Consider the following 22324-nt stretch of genomic DNA (forward strand, 5'->3'; position numbering starts at 1 on the left):
ATCCTCCTCAAACAGCGATACCGGCCGCGCGCCGGAGCATGTACGCGGTCACCGGCGCGAACTCGGCGGGCGTGAAGTTGTCCTCGATCGGCAGGACGTGCTCGTGCCGTCCCCTGGCGCGCGCCAGGAACAGGGCGATGTCGTTGGCGTCGGCGATCGACAGCGTGCGCAGGCCTGCCGCGATCGCCGCGCCCGCCATGCCGTGGTCGGCGAGCACGAGATCGATCTGCGGACCACCGGCGATCATGGCCTCCATGTAGTCGGGCCGGTGGGTGTGCAGGATCGCCTCGTCGTGGAAGGCGCACGCGACCCCGCCGAAGAACCGGATCCCCGTCTCGCCGGCGACGTGGGCCCCGACGGCGCGGTCGAGCCGGTGGTCGTCGAGGACGCGGACGATCCTGTTGCCCGTGTTCCGCAGCGCGCGCGCCAGGTCGGCGTAGTGGTCGAGCAGCCCGGTCGGGTGCCCGGTCGCCAGCAGCACCGTGCCGCCGCCGCCCCGCAGGAAGGGGGCGAGGGCGTCGGCGTGGGCCAGGATGCCGGCCAGCGTGTGCTCGGGCGCGATGTACCCGAGCTCGGGGTCGCCGTCCGTGATGCGGTCGCCGATGCCGGCCTCGACGGCGGTCACGACCTCGTCGAGGGACGCGGTACACCAGTCCTCCAGGCCGAAGGTGTTGTCGGGGTCTCCTTTGAGCAGCTTGTGCGCGTACGCCAGTGACTGCCGGCGGACGGTCCTGATGCCGCCGGACAGGCTCCGCTCGACGAGCAGGTCGCGCAGGTCCGCCTCTTCGGATGCGATGCCCATGCGGTCAGCTCGCCGCCGCCGCGACGGCGAGCCGGGCGGCGGCTTCCGGTGGGCGCCACGCGCCCTCGACCCTGGGGAACGCCCGCGCCGCGCCCTTGCCGATGCTCAGCCGGACGTTCGCGCCGGGCGACCAGTCGCTCTGGGCCGAGTGCACGATCACCACCGAGCCGCCGACCTCGACATAGATGCGGACGACCGGGCCCAGGAACTGCACGTCGCGGATCACGCCGCGCAGCGCGCCCGCGCCGGGGGCCTCCTCCTCGCTGAGCGAGCTGAGCGTCACGTCCTCGGGGCGTACCGACACATCGACCGGCGAGCCGGGCGAGCCGGGCGACATGGGGGACATGGGGGACGATGTGCTCGCGGGCGTCGCGGGGAGCACGGCTCCCGCGACGTTCACCTCCCACGAGTCGTCCGACCCCCCGGCGTACTCCCCCGCCAGCCAGTTCGTGATCCCGACGAAGTCGGCGACGTACCCGTTGGACGGGGCCAGGTAGATCTCGTGCCCGCTGCCGAGCTGTTCGAGCGAGCCGTCCTTCATGACGGCGATCCGGTCGCCCAGGGCCAGCGCCTCCTCCTGGTCGTGGGTGACGTAGACGATCGTCGTCCCGGTGTCGCGCTGGATCTCGCGCAGCTGGGTGCGCAGCTGGATGCGGGTCTTCGCGTCGAGGTTGGACAGCGGCTCGTCCATGAGCAGCACCGACGGCCGGATCGCCAGCGACCGGGCGACGGCGACGCGCTGCTGCTGCCCGCCGGACAGCTCGTTCGGCCGCCGGCCGCCGAGGCCCGTGAGGCCGACCAGCTCCAGCGCCTCCCCGGTACGGCGGGCCCGCTCGTCCTTGGGCAGCTTCTGCGCCTTCAGCCCGAACTCGATGTTCTCCGCGACGGTGAGGTGCGGGAAGATCGCGTAGTCCTGGAACACCATGGACGTCGGCCGCGCGTCGGGCCCGTAGCCTGACACGTCCACGCCGTCGATGAGCACGCTCCCGCTGTCCGGCCGGACGAACCCGGCGATCATCCGCAACGTGGTGCTCTTGCCGCATCCGCTGGAGCCGAGGAGGCAGAGGAACTCGCCGCGGCCGACGACGAGGTCGAGGTCGCGAACGGCCGGCACCCCGTCGAACGACTTGCACAACGACTTCAGTTCGATCATGAAATCTCCAGGTGTCACAGGTCGTAGAGCCGCAGCCGGGAGCCGAGGGCGAGCTTCGCGACGGCGAGCCCGGCGAAGCTGACCACCATCAGGCCGGCCGCGACGCCGGTCGCGGCGCCCCACTGGCCGAACTCGGCGAGGTTGACGATGGTGGGCGCGCCCAGGCCGATACCCGGCGAGGTCAGGAAGATCACGGCACTCAGCGTGTTGATCGCGTGGAGGAACCCGAACACGAGCGACGTGGTGAACGCGCCGCCCAGCAGGGGGAACATGATCTGGACGATGACCCGGGCGCGCGAGGCGCCGAGGTCGGTGGCGGCCTCGTCGATCGACGGGCTGATCTGGTTGATGGTGGTGACGGCGGTGCGGTAGCCGACCGGGATCGCCCGTACGACCATGACCAGCACCAGGATCAGCGCGGTGCCGGTCAGAGCGATGGGAGGCTGGTTGAAGGTGAGCAGCCACGAGATGCCGATCATCGTCCCGGGGATGGCCGACGGCAGCACCGCGAGCCCGTCCATCACGCCGCGGCCGAAGACCCGTGTGCGGTGCACGACGTACGCGGCGACCAGCGTGCTGATCGTCGTGATGATCGCCGCCGTGGCGGAGAACAGCGCGGAGTTGCGGATGTCGTCACCGCGCAGGAGCGCCGTCTGCCAGTGGTCCAGCGTGAGGCTCCAGTCCGCGCCCCACGCCCGGGTGAACGAGCCGGCCAGGATGCTCCCGTAGATGAGGATCATCAGGACGCTGACCAGGCCGAGGACGGTGAGGAGCCCGCGCCGCACGGCCGCGGGCAGCGGCGCGGGCGGCAGGCTGCCCGTCTTCCCCGACACGGTGACGGCGGAGCGCCGCGCGAGGACGCGGCGCTGGATCAGGAAGAGGATCAGCGTCGGTACGAACAGCAGCACGCACAGCACCGCCGCCATCCCGAAGTCCTGCCGGCCCACCGCCTGCACGTACGCCTCGACCGAGAGCACCTGGTACCCGGCGCCGATGAGGACGGGGTTGCCGAAGTCGGTGATGACGAACATGCCGACGAGCAGCAACGCGTTCAGGATCGTGGGGAACGCCAGTGGCAGCGTGACCCGGCGGAAGGTCTGGAACCAGGTCCAGCCGAGGTCCCTGCTGGCCCACTCCAGGGTGGAGCCGATGTTCTTCAGCGTCGGCAGCAGGGTCAGCGTGGCCATGGGGAAGAAGGCGAGCGTCTGGACGAGCCAGAGCCCGCCGAGGCCGAGCAGGCTGATGTCCAGACCGAGCAGCTCGTGGGTGATCAGGCCGCGCCGCCCGAACAGCAGCAGCACCGCCAGGCCGACGACGAACGGCGGCGAGATCAGCGGGAGCAGGGCCATCACCCGCAGCACGGCCCGGCCCTTGATGTCGGGCCGGCTGAGGGCGTAGGCGAACAGGAAGCCGACCACGGTGGCGCTCAGCGTCGAGGCCACGCCGATGACGGCGGTGTTCTTCGCGGCCGTCGCCACGCGCGGCTCGGCCAGCCTGCTCCATGCCTCGCCGTCGGGCTCGAACAGCATGGCCACCGTCGGCACGAGGACGAGCAGGAGGAGCAGGCCGGCGACGTAGGCGACGAGCGTGCCCACCGTGATCCGGTCGGCCAGCCGGCGTCTGCGGCTGCGCCTCTGCCAGTCCGGCCGGGCCGCCTGCCCCGAGCGCGTATCACCCGTGAGGGTCGTCGAGGGCACGGGCATCAGACCCCGTACCGCTTGGCGAACTCCTTGGACACCGCGTCGCGCATCTCGCCCGCCCGCACCGGGTCGTAGTCGACCAGGTCGAGCTCGGCGAGGCCCTGCGCGCCGTCGGGCAGGTCCACGTCGCTCCGCACGGGGTAGGAGTGGACGAGGTCGACGATCATCTGGGACGCCTTCTTGCCCTGGAGCCACTGGACGAGCTTCTCGCCGCCCTGGGGGTTCGGCGACTTCTCGACGAGCGCGTTGCCGGAGATGACGACGCCGGTGGGCTTGGGGTAGACGAGCTCGATGGGGAATCCGGCCCCGCGCACGTTGAGCAGGTCGTGGGCGAAGGAGACGCCGGCGGCGTACTCGCCGGTGGCGACGAGCTGCGACGGCGCTCCTCCGCTGTCGGTGTACTGGCCGATCAGCTTGTGGAACTCGTCGAGGAACTTCCACGCGCCCGCCTCGTCGCCGTGGCGGAAGATCTGCGTCGCCACGAACGTGTACCCGGTGCCGGACAGCGTCGGATTCGGCATGACGAGCTGGCCCTTGAGGTCGGGGCGCAGCAGTTCGTCCCACGTCGTCGGGAGCGGGACGCCGCCGGTCTCCTCCTTCCACCGGTCGGCGTTGACGCCGACGGTCATCAGGATGAGCTCGTTGGCGTGCCAGTAACCCTGGGGGTCGACGAACCGCTTGTCGATGCCGTCGGCCGCGGGCTTGAACGACCGGATCAGCTTCTCCTTGGCGAGCGGTCCCGCGTCCCCGCTGGCCAGGCCGATCACGTCGGCCGCCGGCCGGCCGGCCTCGGCCTTCAGCCGCGCCAGCAGCTCGCCGGCGCTCTGCCGCAGCACCTCGACCTCGATGCCCGACTCGGCCTGGAACGCCTCGGCCAGCCGCCGGGCGGGCTCCTCCGGCATCGGCGTGTACCAGGTCACCGTGCCACCGGACGCGGCGTCGTCGCCGCCGCCGGATCCGCAGGCCGACCCGGACATGAGGAGTGCGAGAGAGAGCGCGCCTGCGGCGACTCGTAACAGGGACTTGTGCATGAGTGACCGCCTTCGGATCGATGCGCCCCCAGGAAGGGACGCAAGGTCACAATGCACGAAATGGTGTTATCTGTGACGCGAGGTGTCAATACCTCTTGTAGACCAATCAGCCCAGGGAGTGTGTCACTCCACGGGGGTGTCCGAGGTCCTCCTCAGGGGTCGCCGTCAGGTCCAGCTCCGATGTGATCATGTAGCGGTCGCCGCGGAACAACGTCTGGGTGAACTCGATCGCGACGCCGTCCGACGTGCGGGTCGCGGTCCTGAACAGGAACGCGGGAGAGTACGGCGGCGCGTCCAGCACGGCCGACTCCTCCTGGCTGAGCACCGTCGGCTCGATGGTCTGCGTGCCCGCCGTCACCTTCAGGCCGTACCGCTCGGAGAGCAACCGGTAGAGGGACTTCTCCTCCAGCTCCTCGGCGGGCAGGCCGGGCACCAGCGCGTCGGGGAGCGTCGTGGTGGCGAGCGCGATCGGGTCGCCGTCGGCCAGCCGCAGCCGGCGGATGGTGACGATCATGTCGGATGGCGCGATCTGCAGCCGCCAGCTCATGCGCACGCCCGCGTCGGAGCGCTCCACGCCGACGACGCGGGTCGAGGGCGTGATGCCGCGCCGGCGCAGCCCCATCGAGAACGACGACGCCGTCGGCGACTGGGTGATCGTGGGCCGCGCGACGTAGGTGCCGCTGCCCTGCTTGCGGATGAGATGACCGTCCCTGACCAGGTCGTCGACGGCGCGCCGCACCGTGAGCCGGGAGACGCCGCAGTCCTCTTCGAGCACTCGCTCCGGCGGGATCGGATCTCCCACGTTGAGGTCTTCGAGCAGGCTCATGATCCGCTCGCGGACCATGTTGTGCTTGCGCCCGCGAGGAGCGTCCGCGTCGCTCACGTCCACCCCCTTCTACCCCTTATGGCCCTTCATGGCGACAGCCGCACTTCTCCCGCATTTTACGCCACGGCCACGGATTGGTATTGACGACTTGTATACCAACTCTTACAGTCACCGAAGAATCATGACCTTCCGGTGAACCAGGGCGGGGCGCGACGACGCCACCGCCACTCCTCCGTCCCACGGCTGGCCGCGACCGTCAGGCCGGGTCCGATCATCGTCGCATCAGGGCCGACGCTTGACCACCCTGCCCCGACCGCGCCTTCCCCCGACTGGCCCCGACCGGCCCCCGACCGGCCTCAGCCCTGAACAGCATCGTTCCGACAAGGGAGCACCGATGGGCAACCACCTGGTCAATCGACGTCATCTCTTCGGGCTCGCGGGCGCCGGCGGCGCCGCCCTCGCGGTCCCCAGCCTGTTATCGACGCCGGCGCACGCCGCCGCCCCGCACCGGCCCGCCGAGTGGCCCACTGAGTTCGCCGAGGTGACGCCCAGCATCGAGGCCGACATCGCCTGGTACGACGTCTCGCGCTGGGGCGTCGAGGGCAAGGGCTGGTCCGGCACGGCGGCCTACTACGACCGGCTCCCGGCCAAGGCCGAAGGCGTCGTGACCCCCGAAGTCTGGGTGCGCGGCCGCAACTCCTCGGGGCTCCTGACCCGGTTCGTCACCGACTCGACCATCTTCCGGGCCCGCTACCGGCTCAGCCTGGCCACCATCGCGATGTACCACATGCCCGCCATCGGCCACAGCGGCGTGGACCTGTACGCGCGCACCCCGGAAGGACACGACGCCTGGCTCGCCAACACCCACCCGACGGCGCAGAACGTCGACCAGCAGATGGGCATCGCGGTCGACCCGGGAGAGCGCCTCTACACCGCCTACCTGCCGCTGTACAACAGCCCGCAGCGGCTGGAGATCGGCGTCCAGGCCGGCGCCAGGTTCCTCGGGGCCGCGCCGCGCACCACCCCACCCGTCGTCTTCTACGGCAGCTCGATCATGCAGGGCGGCGTGGCGTCCAGGCCCGGCATGTCCATCACCGCGCTCCTGGGCCGCCGGCTCGACGTCCCCACCGTCAACCTGGGCTTCTCCGGCAACGCGCGGATGGAGCCCGAGATCGCCCACCTGCTCACCGAGCTCGACGCGTCCGTCTACGTGGTCGACAGCTCCCCCAACATGAACCCGCAGCAGATCTCCGAACGCGCGGAACCCTTCGTCCGCATCCTGCGCGCGGCCCGCCCCGACACGCCCATCCTGATGGTCGAGGACCGCCGGTACGGGGACGGCCAGTTCGTCGAGTTCCGCCGCACCCGCAACGCCCAGAACGCGACCGCCCTGCGCACGGCCTTCAAGAACCTGCACCGCTCCGGCGTCGGAGGTCTCTCCTACCTCTCGGCCGACGAGCTCCCCGGGCCTGAGGAGCTGGTGGACGGCTCGCACCCGAGCGACCTCGGAATGATGACGTACGCCAACGCGTACGAGAAGGCCCTGCGCCCGCTCCTGAACCGACGCGCCCACTGAGGATCACGACCCCACCCATGTCAGCCGGATACCGTCGTCGTACCGCCTAAAGCGCATTGACTGGTAGCAGACACATGTCTACTCTGTGGTTGAACAGTAGATCCCTGCGTTTCGACCACAGAAAGCTACCTTCGTCATGCCAAACGATGGTGAACCGGCTGAGGAGACCGCGTGCAAGAACGCTTCGGAAGCAAGTCGGCGATCGTCGCACTGACCGCCCTGACCCTGGCCGTGTTCATCTACGTGACCACCGAGTCGCTACCCATCGGCCTGCTCCCCCAGATCGCCCAGGATCTCGGCACCAGCCCGTCCGCGGTCGGGCTCCTGGTCACCGGATACGGCCTGATCATCGTGCTGGTGTCCCTGCCGCTCGCGCGGCTGACTCGCCGGCTGCCCCGGCGGCGGCTGCTGTGCGTCCTGTTGGGCATCTTCGTCGTGGCGACCTGCCTGTCGGCCATGGCGGGAAACTACTGGCTGCTCATGGGCGCCCGGATGGTGACCGCGCTGAGCCAGGCGCTGTTCTGGGCCATCGTGACGCCGGCCGCCGCCGGCCTCTTCCGGGCCGAGGTGCGCGGCCGGGCCCTGTCCATCCTGTACGCCGGCGCCTCCAGCGCCGCGCTGACCGGCATCCCGGCCGGCACGTGGCTCGGCCAGCAGACCAACTGGCGGGTCGCGTTCCTCGCGCTCAGCGGCCTGGCCCTGCTCGTCCTCGCCACGATCGCGGCCGTCCTGCCCGACGCGCCCGCCGGGCAGGGCGCGGCCGACCGCGGCAGCGCGCCCGACCGCGGCCGGTACCTGTCGATCGTCGCCACGACGGCGGTCGCGGTCACCGGCGCGTTCGCGGCGTTCACCTACATCAGCCCGTACCTGATCGACGTCAGCGGCTTCACCGAGTCATCGATCGGCCCGCTGCTGCTGGCACGCGGAATCGCGGGCCTGGCCGGGGTGTTCGTGGTGGGCTATCTCGTCGACCGCCACGGCTGGATCACCATGACGGGGCTCATCGGCCTGCAGACGCTGGCGCTCGCCGGGCAGTACGCGTTCGGCGCCTCCCCGGTCGGGGCCGTCATCGCGATCTCCTTGTCCGGTTTCACGCTCGCGGGCCTGACCGCCGTACTGGGGTCGCGGGTGCTCGTGTACGCGCCGGGCGAGTCCGTCATGGCGAGCGCCGCTACCTCCACGGCGTTCAATGTGGGAATCACCGCGGGCGCGTTCCTCGGCAGCGTGCTCCTGCCAGGTCCTGGCGTGCGCAGCACGGCACTGGCCGGGGCGCTGCTCAGCCTGGTGGCGTTCGCCATTGTGCTGGCCGAACCGGTCGTGTCCAGCCGACGGAGGATCACGTCGGCCACGACAGGCGACCCCCTGCCCGAGAGCGCCCGGGTCATGTGATCCGATGCCCAACGCGCCGAACCGTGCAACCCCCTTGGCCGACTTGAGTGGTAGCCTCAACGGCATGTCACTCGACGTGGGACACCTCCCCCTGGTCGGCGGGCACCCCGCGCTCGATCTGGTCAACACGCTCGAACGAGGGACACCGCTCGACGGCGGGCCGCCCCACGACTCCCTGTCCGACACCTCCGCGTTGCTGCGCTGGACGGCCAGGGCAGGCCTGATCAGCGACGCGGAGCGCGATCGGGCCGACCGGGCGTGGCGCGACGATCCCGCTTCGGCGCAGGCGGGACTGGCCGCGGTACGGGACATCCGGGAAGGGCTGCACGTCGTGGTGCTCGCCATGATCCGGCCCTCCGACGGCGGGCCGGCGGGCGACGCGAGCGGCCCGGCCGAGGGGGACCCGATCGCGGCCGGGGCCGCGCTGGTCGCACTGCACGAGCGCTGGGCCGGGGCAGCCGCCAGAGCCGCACTGGTGCTCGACCGAGGCGACCCGCCGCAGGTGCGGCTCACCTACGGCACGATACCCGCCATGCTGATACCCGACCGGGTCGCCGAGGCCGCACTCGACGTTCTGCGGACGGCCGACCTGACCCGGGTACGCCGCTGCCCCACACACGAGGGCGGCTGCGGGTGGCTGTTCCTCGACCAGAGCCGCAACGGCTCCCGCCGCTGGTGCCGCATGGCCGACTGCGGCAACACGGCCAAGGCCCGGCGGCTCACCGAGCGCCGCCGCGCCGCCCGGGACGACAGCCTGTAGGCCCCATTCGTCCTTCGCCGGGCGGCCGCCGCTGAGAAGACCGGCGTGGCACTCAGCCCGCGAGCAGGGCGTTGGCCTCGGTGATGAGTTTCTGCGCCGCCTCGTCGGGGCTCATCCGGCCGAAGACGACCTCTTCGCCGTAGCGCCTGATGACGTCCTCCATCGCACTGGAGCCCCTCGGCGGGGCGGCGGGCGGATCGGTCAGCTCGTCACGGATCTCGTTCACGAACGCCATCGTCTTCTGGTCCGCGGGCGGCAGCTTGGCACTGATCGCCGCCAGCACCTTGGAGTTGGCCGGCAGGCCGCGGTCGCTGAGGACGATCTCACCGGCCTCGCTGGAGTTGACCATGAAGTCGATGAACTTCGCCGCCTCGGCCGGGTGCTCCGATTTGGAGGAGGCGGTGTAGAGCATGGCCGGCTGCAGGAACATGCCGCCGGTCGTGGCGCCCTCGGCCTTCGGCATCCGCAGCAGTTCGAGATTCTGGCCCGAGGCCTTGGCGGCCGCGCCGAGCACGTTGCTCCACATCATCATCGACGCGCCGGTGTTGGTGCCGATCAGCGTCTGTTCGATGCCGATGTCGTACAGTTCGGAGCTCTTGGCGGCGCCGGGTGAGCCCTTCGTCTTGATCAGGTCCTGCGCGATGGCCATCCAGTCCTTGATCGTCTGCTGGGACACGCCGAGCTTGTTGCCGTCGTAGAACTTCTCACCCTTCTGCGCGGCGTAGATCTGCAGGTACGCGGGGTTCCAGTTCAGCTGCGTGCCCGTGACCTTGCCGCCGCTGCCGGCGGTGACCTTGGAGCTCAGCTCGACGAAGTCCTTCCAGGTCCACGAGGCGTCGTCGGGCAGTGCGGCCTTGGCGCCCTCGACCAGGGCCGGATTGAGCACCATGGAGTAGGCGTTGACGCCGGAGGGGATGGCGTACTGCTTGCCGTCGACGACGCCGGTGGCCAGCACCTTGGCGTCGATCTCGGAGGTGTCGACCTTGGAGGCCAGCTCGGCCAGCGTGCCGCGTTCGGCGTACTCACGCAGGCCACGGATCTCCAGGGTCATGACGTCGGGCGCGTCCCTGCCCGCCACCTGCGTGGACAGCCTTTCGTAGTAGCTGGGGAAGTCGGAGACCTCGGCCTCGACATCGATGCCCGGGTTCTTCGCCTCGAACTTCGCGATCGCCGCGTCGGTCATCTTCTGGCGCGCGTCGCCACCCCAGTAGGAGAAGCGCAGCTTGATCCCGCCTCCGCCGCTCTCGCCGCCGCCGCAGGCCGCGGTGACCGTCAGCATGGCTGCGGCGAGTAAGGCCGATGACCAGATCTTCTTGCCAGAGCTCACGGCTCTACCTCCTGCGGGTCTTCTGTTGGGGGGGTGGAAGGCGTCTTCGGCACTGCGGCGCCCAGCAACACGGGATCAACGGCCCGGTGTCGGCCCGGTGGCGGATCGCACACATCCGGGCGCTCCTGATGGGGGTCGAGGGGTGGCTCTGCGCATCGGTGCGACAACTGTACTGACGATGTCAGAGAAAGTCAGCAAAGATCACCCTCGAACCGCGCCGCTCTCGCACGCCGACGCCCGCGGCGCGCCGACCACTATCCCTTGCCTATCCCTTGCCGCTGAGCCAGGCGGTCTCCCCCTGGTGGAACGCGTCGAGCTCGGCCCGCCGGTCGTCGCCGAGCAGGTCCTGGCTCACCTTCACGCCGCGGGTCGACTGGATCCAGGTGAGGAACCGGTAGGACGGCCGAAGCTCGGCGAGCTGGGCCACGTCCACCGGGAGCGCCTCACCCGCGTACACGGGGCGCAGCTCGTCACGCTCCAGCAGGACCTCGAAGCTCATCAGCTTCCACCGCCCGTCCTCCCGGACTGCACGGGAGAAGAACCGGCAGTAGGCGTGGAAGTCGACCTCCACTCCCTCCACCGTGGTCCGGTTGAAGATCTTCGCCGGGCTCTCGACGGTCGCCCGGTCGCCCTCGACCCGCGCGTAGGCGGGGAAGACCCAGTGCTTGCTGTTGCCGGTCCGCGCCATCCACTTCTTCGTCGCCTCGACGTAGGCCTCGCCGCCGCGTCCGTCGTACCACGTGGTCCTGACGTAGGCGTCGTCGTGGAAGCAGTCACGCATCACGTCGAAGAGCCGCTGGTCGCGGGCGAAGCGTTCCCGCCGCACCAGGTCGAAGAGCTCCTCGCGGTCCAGGAGGGCCGCCAGCCGCTCGCTGTGGTCAGACATGCTGTCCTCCCGGATAGCCGAGCACGGCCTTGACCTCGAGGTACTCCTCGAAGCCGAACCGCCCGAACTCTCGTCCGTTCCCTGACTGCTTGTAGCCGCCGAACGGCAGGCTGCGGTCGAACGGAGCGCCGTTGAGGTAGACGCGGCCCGCACGGATGCGGTTGGCGACCCTGCGGGCGCGGTCGGGGTCCTTCGACTGCACGAAGCCCGCCAGCCCGTACGGCGTGTCGTTCGCGATCTCGACGGCCTCGTCCTCGCTCTCGTAGAGCAGGATCGACAGCACGGGGCCGAAGATCTCCTCGCGCGCGATCCGCATCCGCGGCGTGACGTCGCCGAACACGGTCGGGCGGACGTAGAACCCCTTGTCGAGCCCGTCGGGGCGCTCAGGGCCGCCGGCCACGAGCGTCGCGCCCTCGTCGATCCCCGACTGCACGAGCGCGGTGACCTTCTCCAGCTGAGCCTGGCTCACCACGGGCCCCATCGTGGTCGACGGATCGAACGGATCCCCGAGACGGACCTCCTCGACCGCCTGTCGCGCGGCGGCGTACGCCTCGTCGCGCTGCGAGCGGTGCACGAGCATCCGCGTGGGCGACTGACAGTTCTGGCCGCCGTTGGTGTAGCACGCGTGCACCCCGGCGACGACCGCGGACGCGAGGTCGGCGTCGGGCAGGATGATGTTGGCCGACTTGCCGCCGAGCTCCAGCGCGACGCGCTTCACCGTGTCGGCGGCGAGCTTGGAGACCCTGATGCCGGCGCCGGTCGAGCCGGTGAGTGAGACCAGGTCGATGCCGGGGTGCGCGGCGATGGCCTCGCCGACCGTGGGACCGTCACCGTTGACGAGGTTGAACACGCCGGGCGGCAGCCCGGCGTCGTGGATGACCTCGGCCAGCACCATGGCGCTGAGCGGCGCGATCTCGCTCGGCTTGAGCACCACGGTGCATCCCGTGGCGAGGGCAGGGGCCACCTTCGACGCGACCTGGTTCAGCGGCCAGTTCCACGGCGTGATGAGACCGCAGACGCCGATCGGCTCGCGCCGCACGATCCCGGCGCCCATCTCCTCCTCGAAGCGGTAGTCCGCGAGCACGCGGGCCGCCTCCTCGAAGTGGAACAGCGCCACCGTGGCCTGGCGTTGCGTCGAGAACGTGATCGGCGCCCCCATCTCGCGCGTCATCGTCTCGGCGATCTCGGGCAGCCGGGCCCGGAAGCCGGCGATGATCCGCTCAAGGTACTCCAGCCGCTGCTCCACGCTGACCTGCGCGTACGTGACGAAGGCCGCGCGCGCCGCCGCCACCGCGCGGTCGACGTCCTCGGCCGTCCCGAGGCTGATCTCCGCGAACGTCTCCTCGGTCGCGGGGTCGAGGACGCCCAGGGTCCGCGGCGTGGCCGGATCGACCCACGCACCCCCGATGTAGAACTGGTGCCTGGTGGACATGTCGCTCTCCAACCTCCTCATGGTGTCGCCGCGGCGAGCGGGACGTCGAGGCGCGAGCGGAGCTCGTCGAACGAGATCCCCCACGTCTCCCGGACGAGGACCTGGTCCTCTCCGGTGATCTCGAATATGGCGACGTCGGTATAGATCCGGTTCACGCAGCGCAGCGCGGTGAGCGGATACGTGCACTCCCTGACGAGCTTCGGCTCGCCCTTCCTGGTGAACAGCGACATCAGCACGAAGACCTGCTTGGCGCCCACGGCGAGGTCCATCGCCCCGCCGACCGCCGGGATCGCGCCGGGCTCGCCGGTGTGCCAGTTGGCCAGATCCCCCGCCGCCGAGACCTGGTAGGCGCCGAGGACGCACAGATCGAGGTGGCCGCCGCGCATCATGGCGAACGAGTCGGCGTGGTGGAAGTACGCGGCGCCGGGCAGCTCGGTCACCGGGAACTTGCCGGCGTTGATCAGGTCGGGATCGATCTCGTCGCCCGTCGCCGCCGGCCCCATGCCGAGCATGCCGTTCTCGGTGTGCAGGATGACCCCCTCCTCCGGGGGGAGGTGGTCGCCGACGGTGGTGGGCTGGCCGATACCGAGGTTGACGTACGCGCCGGAGGGAATGTCGCGCGCGAGCACCTGCGCCATCTCGTCCCGTCCGAGCGGGCCGCGGCCGGTGTGCTCGGCGATGCTCGAAGACACCATGCTCATGACGCCACCCGCACGATCCGGTCGACGTAGATGCCCGGGGTGACCACGGCCTCGGGATCCAGCGCTCCCAGCTCGACGACGTGCTTCACCTGCACGACGGTGGTCGTCGCGGCCGTCGCCATGACGGGATTGAAGTTGCGTGCCGTCTTGCGGTAGACGAGGTTCCCGAGGGTGTCCGCGGTGTGGGCCTTGATGAGCGCGACGTCGGCGGCGATGGGCAGTTCGAGGACGTACGTCCGGCCGTCGATCTCGCGGGTCTCCTTTCCCTCCGCGAGGAGGGTCCCGGCTCCGGTGCGGGTGTAGAACCCGCCGATCCCGGCTCCGGCGGCGCGCATGCGCTCGGCCAGGTTCCCCTGCGGCACGACCTCGAGCTCGATCTTCCCGCCGCGGTACAGCTCCTCGAAGACCCAGGAGTCCGTCTGCCGGGGGAACGAGCACACGACCTTCCGCACCCGCCCGGCCGCGAGCAGCGCCGCGAGCCCGGTGTCCCCGTTGCCCGCGTTGTTCGACACGACGGTGAGGTCGCGCGCTCCCTGCCGGATCAACGCGTAGATCAGGTCGAACGGCATGCCGGTCGTGCCGAAGCCGCCGACCAGCACCGTCGAGCCGTCGGCGATGCCGCTGACCGCCTCGTCGACGGAGGTGCAGAGCAGCGTCATGCCACGTTCTCCAGCACGACCGCCAATCCTTGACCCACACCGATGCAGATGGCCGCCAGGCCCCATCGTTCACCGGACTCCACCAGCCGCGCCGCGAGGGTCCCGAGGACGCGCCCGCCCGAGGCGCCCAGCGGGTGCCCGATGGCGATCGCCCCACCCTTGGCGTTGACGAGCTCGGCGTCCCGCAGCCCGAGCTTGAGCCAGGCGTCGACGCAGGCGATCGACTGGACGGCGAACGCCTCGTTCAGCTCGACGGCGCCGACGTCCGCCCAGGTGATGCCCGCCCGCGCGAGCGCGCCGTTGGCGGCCTCGACCGGGGCGTAGCCGAACTGCTGCGGCTCCAGCGCCGACCAGCCGCGACCGGCGATCCGCGCGACCGGGTCACGGCCGATGCTCTCGGCAGCGCTCGCCGAGCCCAGCAGGACCGCGCTCGCGCCGTCGTTCAGCGGTGAGCAGTTGCCGGCGGTGATCGTCCCGTCGGGCCGGAACGCCGGCTTCAGCTTCGCCAGCGCCTCGAGCGAGGTGCCGGCCCGGATGCTCTCGTCCTGGACCAGGTCGGCGCCGGGGACGGGCACGACGAGGTCGTCGTAGAAGCCCTTCGCCCACGCCTCCGCCGCGAGGCGGTGCGAGCGGGCGCCGAACTCGTCCTGCCGCTCGCGCGAGATCGAGAACTTCTCCTGCAGCTGCTCGTTGCACTCGCCCAGCGAGACCGTCCACTCGGCGGGCATCCGCTCGTTCACCAGGCGCCAGCCCAGCGTCGTGGAGACGGCGGTGACGTCGCCCGCCGGGAACCGGCGCGACGGCTTCGGCAGGACCCAAGGCGCCCGCGTCATCGACTCCACGCCTCCGGCGATCGCGATCTCCGCGTCGCCGACCTCGATCATGCGGGAGGCCATCATGGCGGCGTCCAGCGACGAGCCGCAGAGCCGGTTCACCGTGGTGGCGGTCACCGAGACGGGCATGCCCGCCAGCAGCACGGCCATCCGGCCGACGTTGCGATTGTCCTCGCCGGCACCGTTGGCGTTGCCCCAGAACACGTCATCGACCAGGCAGGGATCCAGGCTCGGCGAGCGGTCGAGAAGTCCCTTCAGCGCGGTCGCGGCCAGATCGTCGGTCCTCGTGTCGGCCAGGGCTCCGTTGAACCGGCCGAACGGGGTCCGGACCGACGCGTACACGAATGAGCTGCTCATCGGAGCGTCTCCACTTCCTGCCCCATCTCTAGGAGGCGTCCTTCGCTTGCTTGCGGATGTCGTCGTAGGAGAAGTCGTTGATGGCCTTGAGAAAGTCGCTCGTGTAGATCTCCGTGGCCGGGAACGCCTTGTCCACGAGCCCGGCGGAGGCCATGAACTCGACCATCCCGGTCGCCGCCTTCGGATCGATCCGGCCCCAGTTCTTGTCCTCGACCCCCTGGTCGGCCAGCCGGACCTGGAGGATCTTGACCTGGGACGCCATCGCGTCCTTCTCCGGTCCGCTGCCCCTGGTCTCCGGGTGGAGCTTCCACAGGTCTCGGATCGCGGCCTCGGGGTTGGCCTGGGCGAACGCGAAGCCCTTCGCGATGGCGCGGCCGAACCGCTCCAGGACGTCCTTCTTCTCGTCGATCGTCTTCCGCGTCGCGGCGAACCCGCCGCCCCAGATGCCGGCGGTCTGGGGCACCGGCAGCGGGGTGAGCGCGATCCCCGCGTCCTCGACGATCGCGTACTGGGTGTCCCAGAGGGCCAGCGCGTCGACCTGGCCGCTCTTGATGGCGTTGATCTGCTGGGCGCCGGCCCCGATCGGCACCAGGGCGGCCGCGTTCTCGCCCATCCCGTTGAGCTTGATGGCGGTCCTGGCGAACGTCCCGCCCGAGCTGGCCACCGCGGTCACCCCGATCTTCTTGCCCTTCAGGTCCGCGACGCTCTTCACGGCCGAGCCCTGGGGCAGCGCCAGGCTGTAGATCCAGTGCGGGTAGTACGACGCGAAGTAGACCAGGCCCAGGTTCTTGGCGTGACCGATCGCGACCGGCTCGCCGGTCATCAGTCCGATGTCGGCGCCGCCGGCGGCCAGTTGCTGCGCCGACTGCGTGCCGGAGGGGAACAGGTTGACCTTGACGTCGAGCCCTTCCTCCTTGAAGTAGCCCTCGGCCTCGGGGACCACCAGGGTGGTGTAGCCGGCGTTCCAGCTGGGCGCGCTCAGGGCGAACGTGACGGTGTCGAGGCCGCCGCCGCCCGCCGAGTCGCTCCCCTCAGAACCGCACGCGCTCAGCGTGGTCACCAGGAGGATGCCTGCGAACAGGCCGGTCAAGCTCTTGAGCCGTCTCGTCATCGTCGATCATTCCCCATCCGAGCTTGTGATCGCGTCGGAAGTCGTCGTGTCGTGCCAGTGCGGAAGGACGTGCCGCCCGACGAGGTCGAGCGTGTGGCGGGCGACCTCCGGCGGCGTGCCGAACGGGGCGACCCGCAGCTGGACGGACGTGACCCCCGCCCGGACGTACCGGGCGAGCGTCGCGTCGATCTCGTCGGGGGTGCCCACCATGGGGAGCTCGAGCTCGGCAGGGCCGTCCGCACCCATCCATGAGCCCCGCTCGGTGTAGTAGTCGGTCGCGGCCTTCAGGTGGCGCGCGGCGAGCTCGCGGGCGGTGGCGGCGTCCTCGTGGACGACGCAGAACCGGGTGGTGGCGACCACTCCCCCGCTCCCGCCCGGCCGTCCGCCGCGATGGGACCAGTAAGCGGCCGCCTGCTTGATCAGCAGGTCGTCGCAGTAGTTCGTCGCGCCGTAGAAGCCGTCGGCGAGCGTCGCGGCCCGGCGGGCCGAGGCGGCCACCTTGCCGCCCACCAGGATCCGCGGCCCGCCGCGCCGCACCGGCGGCGGGATCGCCACCGGCGCATCGGTACTCGCGCCGGCGGACCAGGCGTCGCGCAGCAGCTTCAGCGTGGCGTCGAAGGCCGCGCCCGCCGGACCCGACGCGGGCAGCCCGGCCCGCCGGGCGACCTCCGGGCTGCCGAGCCCGAGGCCGAGGGTGAGCTTCCCGCCGCAGAGCTGGTCGAGCAGCGCGGCCTCGTAGGCCAGCTTCTCCGGACTGTACGCCCGCAGGAGCAGCACCGCCGATCCCAGCGCCAGGGACGTCCGTCCGGCCAGATGTCCCAGGACCATCAGGACGGACGGGAGGTGGAACGGCTGAGCGGCCGCGTGATAGCTCTCGCCCACCCACGCGGAGCCGAAACCGTGCCGCTCCGCGCGGGCGAGCATCGTGACCGCGCGATCCACCTGCGGGCGGACCGGCTCCTGGGAGCTCAGGTCGAGCGCGACCCCCAACCGCATTCAGCCGGCGCTTTCTGCTTGCTTGATGACGTCGTCGTAGGAGAAGTCGTTGAACGCCTTGAACATCGCGTCGGTGTAGACCTCCTTCGCCGGGAACTTCTTGATCAGTCCGGCCGAGGCCATGAAGTCGAGCGAACGGGTGAACGCGGCCTCGTCGATCCGGCCCAGGCTCTTGTCGTCGAAGCCCTGTCCTTCCAGGCGGACCTGGAGGACCTTGACCCCGTCAGCCAGCGCCTTCTCCTCCGGTTCCGACCCGCGGGTCTCCGGGTGGAGCTTCCACAGGTCGCGGATCGCGGCCTCGGGGTTGGCTTTGGCGAAGACGAACGCCTTCGCCACCGCACGACCGAACCGTTCGAGGACGTCCTTCTTGGCCTCGAGGTTCTTCCTGGTCGCCGCGAAGCCGCCGCCCCACGCGTCCGCCGTCTCCTTGACCGGAAGCGGCGTCAGGGTGACGCCGGCGTTCTTGACGATCTGGTACTGGATGTCCCAGAGCGCCAGCACATCGACCTGGCCGCTCTTGATGGCGTTGATCTGCTGGGCGCCGGCGCCGATCGGCACCAGGGTGGCATCGTTCTCGCCCATCCCGTTGAGCTTGATCGCGGTCCTGGCGAACGTCGCGCCGGAGCTCGCGACCGCGGAGACGCCGATCTTCTTGCCCTTCAGGTCGGCGATGCTCTTCACGGCCGAACCGTCCGGCACCTGGAGGCTGTAGATCCACTTCGCCCAGTACGAGCTGAAGTAGGCCAGGTCCAGGTCCTTGTCGTGCCCGATGGCCACGGGCTCGACCGTCATGAGGCCGAGGTCGGCTCCGCCGCCGGCGACCTGCTGCGCTGCCTGCGTGGCCGAGGGGAACAGGTTGGTCGTGACCTTCAGACCCTCCTGTTCGTAGAAGCCCTCGGCCTCCACGACGGCCATGACCGCGTAGCCGGCGTTCCAGCTCGGGGACGCCATCGCGAACGACACCGGCGTCAGCCCGCCGGACTTGGCCGAGGCTGCCTCGGGTTCGCTGTCGGAACCGCACGCGCTCAGCAGCGCGGTCGCGCACAGGATGGCGAGCGTACCACTCGCGACTTTCATGGCTCGTCTGGTCTTCACGACGGAACCGCCCTCTTACTGGTTGGGGAGTGGGTAGGTGTCTTCGTTGAGCACCCGGCCCGGCGTCAGGGAGAAGTCCAGACGCGGCGGGCAGAAGATGTCGATCAGCTGGTTGGTCCCCGAACCAACAGCTTCACTGGTGTGGATCATGGGCGGAGGGATCACGGCCACCGAAGGACTGCCGCACCGCAGGTGCCGGTCGTCGCGCCACTCGGTGCGACGCTTGGACCACGGGGTGCGCAGGTGGTGGACGTACTCCCCCTCCACGGCGAGCGAGCACTGCTCGAAGTCGTCGTGGTCGTGCGGAGAAAGGGTGTTCGGGTCACGCGGGCCGATCCTGGGCGCCAGGAAGTTGATCATGAAGGTGCTGCACCGCACGATCTGGCCCGGGCGGATGGCGTCCTGCGTCACCTCCAGGTCGGCCAGCCGGTAGGCCCGGATGCGATATCCCTCCTTCGGGTCGGGCCACGGCTCGAACGGCTTGGTGTTCGGGTGCGGCTGCGCGTACGAATCGCGGTTGCGCGCCTTGTCCATCAGGTCGGTGGACCGGGAGCTGAACAGCCGCACGACGGTGCAGTCGGCGACGCCGACGATCGCGCTGCCGCCCGGCGGGACCATCACCACCGCCTTGCCCGAGACCCGCTCGGCCTCCCGCGACGCGCGGACCTCGACGCTGCACTCCTCGTAGGGGAGGATCAGGACGTACTCGTCCGGCTGATCACTCCGCTCCAGCACGTCGCCGGCGACCAGCGTCGTGTAGGCGAGCACGAAGTTGTGCCCGCGGAAGTACCACGTCGACGAACCGCCAGGGGTCGTCTCGTCGGGATCGCCCGTACCGAGGTAGGAGAACTCCGCGTCGGGCGGGGTGGCCAGGGTGGTCATCGTCTGTCCTCATCAGTCGTAGGGGGTGTGGTTGTCTTTCTGGCCGGGGGCAGGACGCCGGGCTCAGTCGTCCAGGCCGAGCAGGAAGGCCGGGTTGTCGCAGAAGATCTGCCGCAGCGACCTCTCGTCCAGGCCGAGGTCCAGCAGCGCGGTCGCGACGCGGATGTAGGAGTCCACCGGCAGCGGCCGATCCTTCTGACCGAGGTCGGAGGCGACCACGGTGTGCTCAGGGCCGATCCTCTCGATCCAGTCCAGGAGGACCTTCGGGTCCCACTTCTTGGTCCCCTCGGGGTCGTAGAAGCCGGTCTCGTGCTCGATGAACGCTCCGTAGCCGACGAGCTCACGACACTTCGCCTCGTCAGCGCCGATGACGTAGTCGGGATGGTTGAGCAGCATCCGGGTGACACCCTTGTCCTTGGCCGCGGCGAAGAGCTGGGTGATCGACTCGGTCTCCATGTGACCGCCGGTCACCATCGCGCCGCTCTCCTTCACCAGGTCGAGCACCTCGTAGACCTCAGGGATGAGCTCACCGTCCTCCTGGTGGATGTCGACCCGGGACGACGGCACCTCGACGGTCGCCGTGGGGAAGCCGACGCCCTCCGGATGGCACTCGATGTGCCGACCGGCCGAGAACGTCGGAAACCACACGGCCTTGCCCCCCATGCGCAGTGACATGGCCACCGCCTGCGGGTTGATGCCGCCGACCATGCTGTTCAGGGTGATGCCGCCGAAGACCGGGGTGCTGATCTTCGCCAGCCGGTCGCTCATCGAGAGCAGGTCCATGACGGTGTTGTGGTGGTGGGACTTCACCAGCACGCCCCGCATGCCGAGCCGCTCGCCGTCCTTGCCGGCCTCGGCGTGGTCGATGCGTCGAGGGAACGGGTTGGGGCCGGAATGGCAGTGCAGGTCAACGCAGCCATTCAGCAGCTTGACGATGGCGGGGGTCTGAGTCATGAAGTCTCCAGGCGCCGACGGTGCTCTCATCACTGTTCGCATTACAGACTGAGAGTTCGCTATCCGGTCTGTCAATAGCAGGCATTCAGCAAAACGCTTCCACGAATCCCCAGGAAAACCTTGCAGTGAGACGCAGGCCACGCTTACCCTCTGTCCGTACTGCGAACCAACGTGCTCTATTTATGGACAGTGAGGGCCGATGACGGACAGTGAGGGCCGATGACGGAGCGCCAGGACGACAAGCCGGAGACTGCTCGCGAGCAGGACATCCAGGCGGTGAGCCGGACCGCGCAGATCCTCGGGCTGTTCGGTCCGGAGACTCCGGAGCTCTCCGTCGCGGAGACCACCCGCCGGCTCGGTCTGAACCGGACCACGGTGCACCGCTACTTCAGCTCGATGATCAGCTCCGGCCTGCTCGAGCGCGTGGAGGACTCCGCCTTCGTCCGTCCAGGACGGTCGATCCTGCAGCTCGGCAGCTTCATGCTGGGACAGCAGCGCATCATGCAGAAGGCGCCGGCCCACATGCGCGAGCTCGCGCTCGAGATCAAGGTCAGCACCGTGCTGTCGCTGTGGGGCACCTCCGGCCCGGTGGTCTCGCTGGTGGAGGAGGCCGAGCATCCCACCCTGGTGACGGTGCGCGTGGGCTCGCAGCTCGCCCTGGACTCCTCGCAGGCCAAGGTCTTCCTGGCCTTCCTGCCCGACCAGTTCCACGCCGACCGGCTCACCGGCAGCCTCCCCGAGCCCCAGCGCACCGAGACTCGCCGTCGTATCGAGGCGATCCGGCAGGCCGGCATGAGCAGCTACGTCAACCACCGCGGCATCTGCGTGGTCGCGGCGCCGGTGTTCGCGGCGACCGGGATCTGCGCCACGATCGCGGCCGTCGGCACCGAGCGGATGTTGCCGGAGGCGCTGGACTCCCGGGAGGCCACGGCGTTGAAGGCCGTCTGCAAGCGACTGACCAAGGAGATGGGCGGCACGTGGCCCGAGGGGACCGACTGATCGCTGCCCGCACGACAACCGAGGCGCGGGCAGCCTGCGCTCGAACCAGGTGAGGAATGACAGACATGCCGACCAGTACCGACACCGACTACGTGATCCGCCTGGACTCGGTGTCCATGCTCTACCAGACGAAGTCCGGCGGGACCGTCCAGGCTCTCGACGACGTCTCCCTCAGCGTCCGAGCCGGTGAGTTCATCTCCATCGTCGGCCCCAGCGGCTGCGGCAAGAGCACGCTGCTGCGGATCATCATGGGCCTGTCCCGCCAGACCTCCGGCCAGGTCGCCTTCGGGGCTTCTGAGGACACCCACCGCAACCAGCTCGGGATGGTCTTCCAGCAGCCGCTGCTGTTGCCATGGCGTACCGTGCGCAAGAACCTGCTGACGTCGCCGGACCTGCACCGCGCCCGGGACGCCGCGACCCAGGAGAAGGCCGACGAGCTGCTGGTGATGCTCGGCCTGGAGGAGTTCGGCGACCGCTACCCCAACGAGCTGTCCGGCGGGATGCAGCAGCGGGTCGGGATCGGCCGCGCCTTAATGCACGACCCGCGCATCCTGCTCATGGACGAGCCGTTCGGCGCCCTCGACGCGATGACCCGCGACCAGATGGGACTGGACCTGCTGAAGATCTGGGACCAGGACCGCAAGACCGTGCTGTTCGTGACGCACAGCATCCCCGAGGCGGTGCTCCTCGCCGACCGCGTCGTGGTCATGACGCCGCGACCCGGCCGGTTGGCGGACGTCGTCGAGGTCGCGCTCCCTCGGCCGCGACGGCTCGAGAACATCAACACGCCCGAGTTCGGAGAGATCGTGCTGAAGATCCGCAAGCTGCTCGACTCCGAGCACAGCGCCCACTAGG

At 69.8% G+C, this 22324-nt stretch carries 21 protein-coding genes; 5 read left to right on the forward strand and 16 right to left on the reverse strand.

Annotated elements, in window-relative coordinates:
• Nucleotides 1-7: 7 nt before the first annotated feature.
• From AB0C27_RS44755 to AB0C27_RS44775, 5 genes are all read right to left on the reverse strand, one after another.
• On the reverse strand, nt 8-802 hold the full coding sequence (locus AB0C27_RS44755; protein ID WP_357858331.1) for a phosphatase: 795 nt from the start codon (nt 800-802) through the stop codon (nt 8-10).
• Between the two features lie 4 nt (nt 803-806).
• Entirely contained in the window at nt 807-1955 is a 1149-nt protein-coding gene (locus AB0C27_RS44760; protein ID WP_357858334.1) for an ABC transporter ATP-binding protein, read from the reverse strand.
• Between the two features lie 14 nt (nt 1956-1969).
• Complete coding sequence (locus AB0C27_RS44765; protein WP_357858337.1) at nt 1970-3652, reverse strand: iron ABC transporter permease; 1683 nt, start codon at nt 3650-3652, stop codon at nt 1970-1972.
• A gap of 5 nt (nt 3653-3657) precedes the next feature.
• Complete coding sequence (locus AB0C27_RS44770; RefSeq protein WP_357858340.1) at nt 3658-4686, reverse strand: ABC transporter substrate-binding protein; 1029 nt, start codon at nt 4684-4686, stop codon at nt 3658-3660.
• Nucleotides 4687-4792: 106 nt separating this feature from the next.
• On the reverse strand, nt 4793-5569 hold the full coding sequence (locus AB0C27_RS44775) for a GntR family transcriptional regulator (protein ID WP_357858343.1): 777 nt from the start codon (nt 5567-5569) through the stop codon (nt 4793-4795).
• Nucleotides 5570-5906: 337 nt separating this feature from the next.
• Between AB0C27_RS44775 and AB0C27_RS44780 the strand changes: the two genes are divergently transcribed.
• The 3 genes from AB0C27_RS44780 (at nt 5907) to AB0C27_RS44790 (ending at nt 9237) form a co-directional block, all read left to right on the forward strand.
• Complete coding sequence (locus tag AB0C27_RS44780) at nt 5907-7088, forward strand: SGNH/GDSL hydrolase family protein (RefSeq protein WP_357858345.1); 1182 nt, start codon at nt 5907-5909, stop codon at nt 7086-7088.
• Between the two features lie 171 nt (nt 7089-7259).
• Entirely contained in the window at nt 7260-8477 is a 1218-nt protein-coding gene (locus AB0C27_RS44785) for an MFS transporter (protein ID WP_357858348.1), read from the forward strand.
• A 64-nt stretch (nt 8478-8541) separates the two neighbouring features.
• Nucleotides 8542-9237 (forward strand): CGNR zinc finger domain-containing protein, encoded by a 696-nt coding sequence (locus AB0C27_RS44790; protein WP_357858351.1) that lies wholly within the window; start codon nt 8542-8544, stop codon nt 9235-9237.
• 52 nt (nt 9238-9289) lie between these two features.
• Here the strand turns inward: AB0C27_RS44790 and AB0C27_RS44795 are convergent, their stop codons facing one another.
• From AB0C27_RS44795 to AB0C27_RS44845, 11 genes are all read right to left on the reverse strand, one after another.
• Nucleotides 9290-10564 carry an extracellular solute-binding protein gene (locus tag AB0C27_RS44795; protein WP_357858354.1) on the reverse strand — a complete coding sequence of 425 codons (1275 nt, stop codon included), beginning with the start codon at nt 10562-10564 and terminating at the stop codon, nt 9290-9292.
• A 265-nt stretch (nt 10565-10829) separates the two neighbouring features.
• Nucleotides 10830-11450, reverse strand: a complete 621-nt coding sequence (locus AB0C27_RS44800; RefSeq protein WP_357858356.1) for a nuclear transport factor 2 family protein — start codon at nt 11448-11450, stop codon at nt 10830-10832.
• Nucleotides 11443-12882 (reverse strand): aldehyde dehydrogenase family protein, encoded by a 1440-nt coding sequence (locus tag AB0C27_RS44805; protein WP_357858359.1) that lies wholly within the window; start codon nt 12880-12882, stop codon nt 11443-11445. The genes AB0C27_RS44800 and AB0C27_RS44805 overlap by 8 nt, the downstream gene beginning before the upstream one ends.
• Before the next feature lie 17 nt (nt 12883-12899).
• A complete protein-coding gene (locus AB0C27_RS44810; RefSeq protein WP_357858362.1) occupies nt 12900-13583 on the reverse strand; it encodes a 3-oxoacid CoA-transferase subunit B in 684 nt (227 codons plus the stop codon).
• Nucleotides 13580-14242 (reverse strand): 3-oxoacid CoA-transferase subunit A, encoded by a 663-nt coding sequence (locus tag AB0C27_RS44815; RefSeq protein WP_357858365.1) that lies wholly within the window; start codon nt 14240-14242, stop codon nt 13580-13582. The genes AB0C27_RS44810 and AB0C27_RS44815 overlap by 4 nt, the downstream gene beginning before the upstream one ends.
• The gene (locus AB0C27_RS44820; RefSeq protein WP_357858368.1) at nt 14239-15432 is read right to left on the reverse strand and encodes a thiolase family protein; all 1194 of its coding nucleotides are present in this window, start codon (nt 15430-15432) and stop codon (nt 14239-14241) included. The genes AB0C27_RS44815 and AB0C27_RS44820 overlap by 4 nt, the downstream gene beginning before the upstream one ends.
• Before the next feature lie 28 nt (nt 15433-15460).
• Nucleotides 15461-16543 (reverse strand): ABC transporter substrate-binding protein, encoded by a 1083-nt coding sequence (locus AB0C27_RS44825; protein WP_357858371.1) that lies wholly within the window; start codon nt 16541-16543, stop codon nt 15461-15463.
• A gap of 6 nt (nt 16544-16549) precedes the next feature.
• Nucleotides 16550-17539, reverse strand: a complete 990-nt coding sequence (locus tag AB0C27_RS44830; protein WP_357858374.1) for an LLM class flavin-dependent oxidoreductase — start codon at nt 17537-17539, stop codon at nt 16550-16552.
• Nucleotides 17540-18616, reverse strand: coding sequence for an ABC transporter substrate-binding protein (locus tag AB0C27_RS44835; protein WP_357858379.1), 1077 nt, complete (start codon nt 18614-18616; stop codon nt 17540-17542).
• A gap of 33 nt (nt 18617-18649) precedes the next feature.
• Nucleotides 18650-19516, reverse strand: coding sequence for a hypothetical protein (locus AB0C27_RS44840; protein ID WP_357858382.1), 867 nt, complete (start codon nt 19514-19516; stop codon nt 18650-18652).
• A gap of 63 nt (nt 19517-19579) precedes the next feature.
• Nucleotides 19580-20470 carry a DUF6282 family protein gene (locus AB0C27_RS44845; RefSeq protein WP_346113479.1) on the reverse strand — a complete coding sequence of 297 codons (891 nt, stop codon included), beginning with the start codon at nt 20468-20470 and terminating at the stop codon, nt 19580-19582.
• 219 nt (nt 20471-20689) lie between these two features.
• Between AB0C27_RS44845 and AB0C27_RS44850 the strand changes: the two genes are divergently transcribed.
• Nucleotides 20690-21469, forward strand: coding sequence for a helix-turn-helix domain-containing protein (locus AB0C27_RS44850; protein WP_357858386.1), 780 nt, complete (start codon nt 20690-20692; stop codon nt 21467-21469).
• 65 nt (nt 21470-21534) lie between these two features.
• The gene (locus AB0C27_RS44855) at nt 21535-22323 is read left to right on the forward strand and encodes an ABC transporter ATP-binding protein (RefSeq protein WP_357858389.1); all 789 of its coding nucleotides are present in this window, start codon (nt 21535-21537) and stop codon (nt 22321-22323) included.
• Nucleotide 22324 lies beyond the last annotated feature (1 nt).

The sequence above is a fragment of the Nonomuraea sp. NPDC048882 genome (genome assembly GCF_040649755.1).
GTDB classification, from domain to species: Bacteria; Actinomycetota; Actinomycetes; order Streptosporangiales; family Streptosporangiaceae; genus Nonomuraea; species Nonomuraea maheshkhaliensis.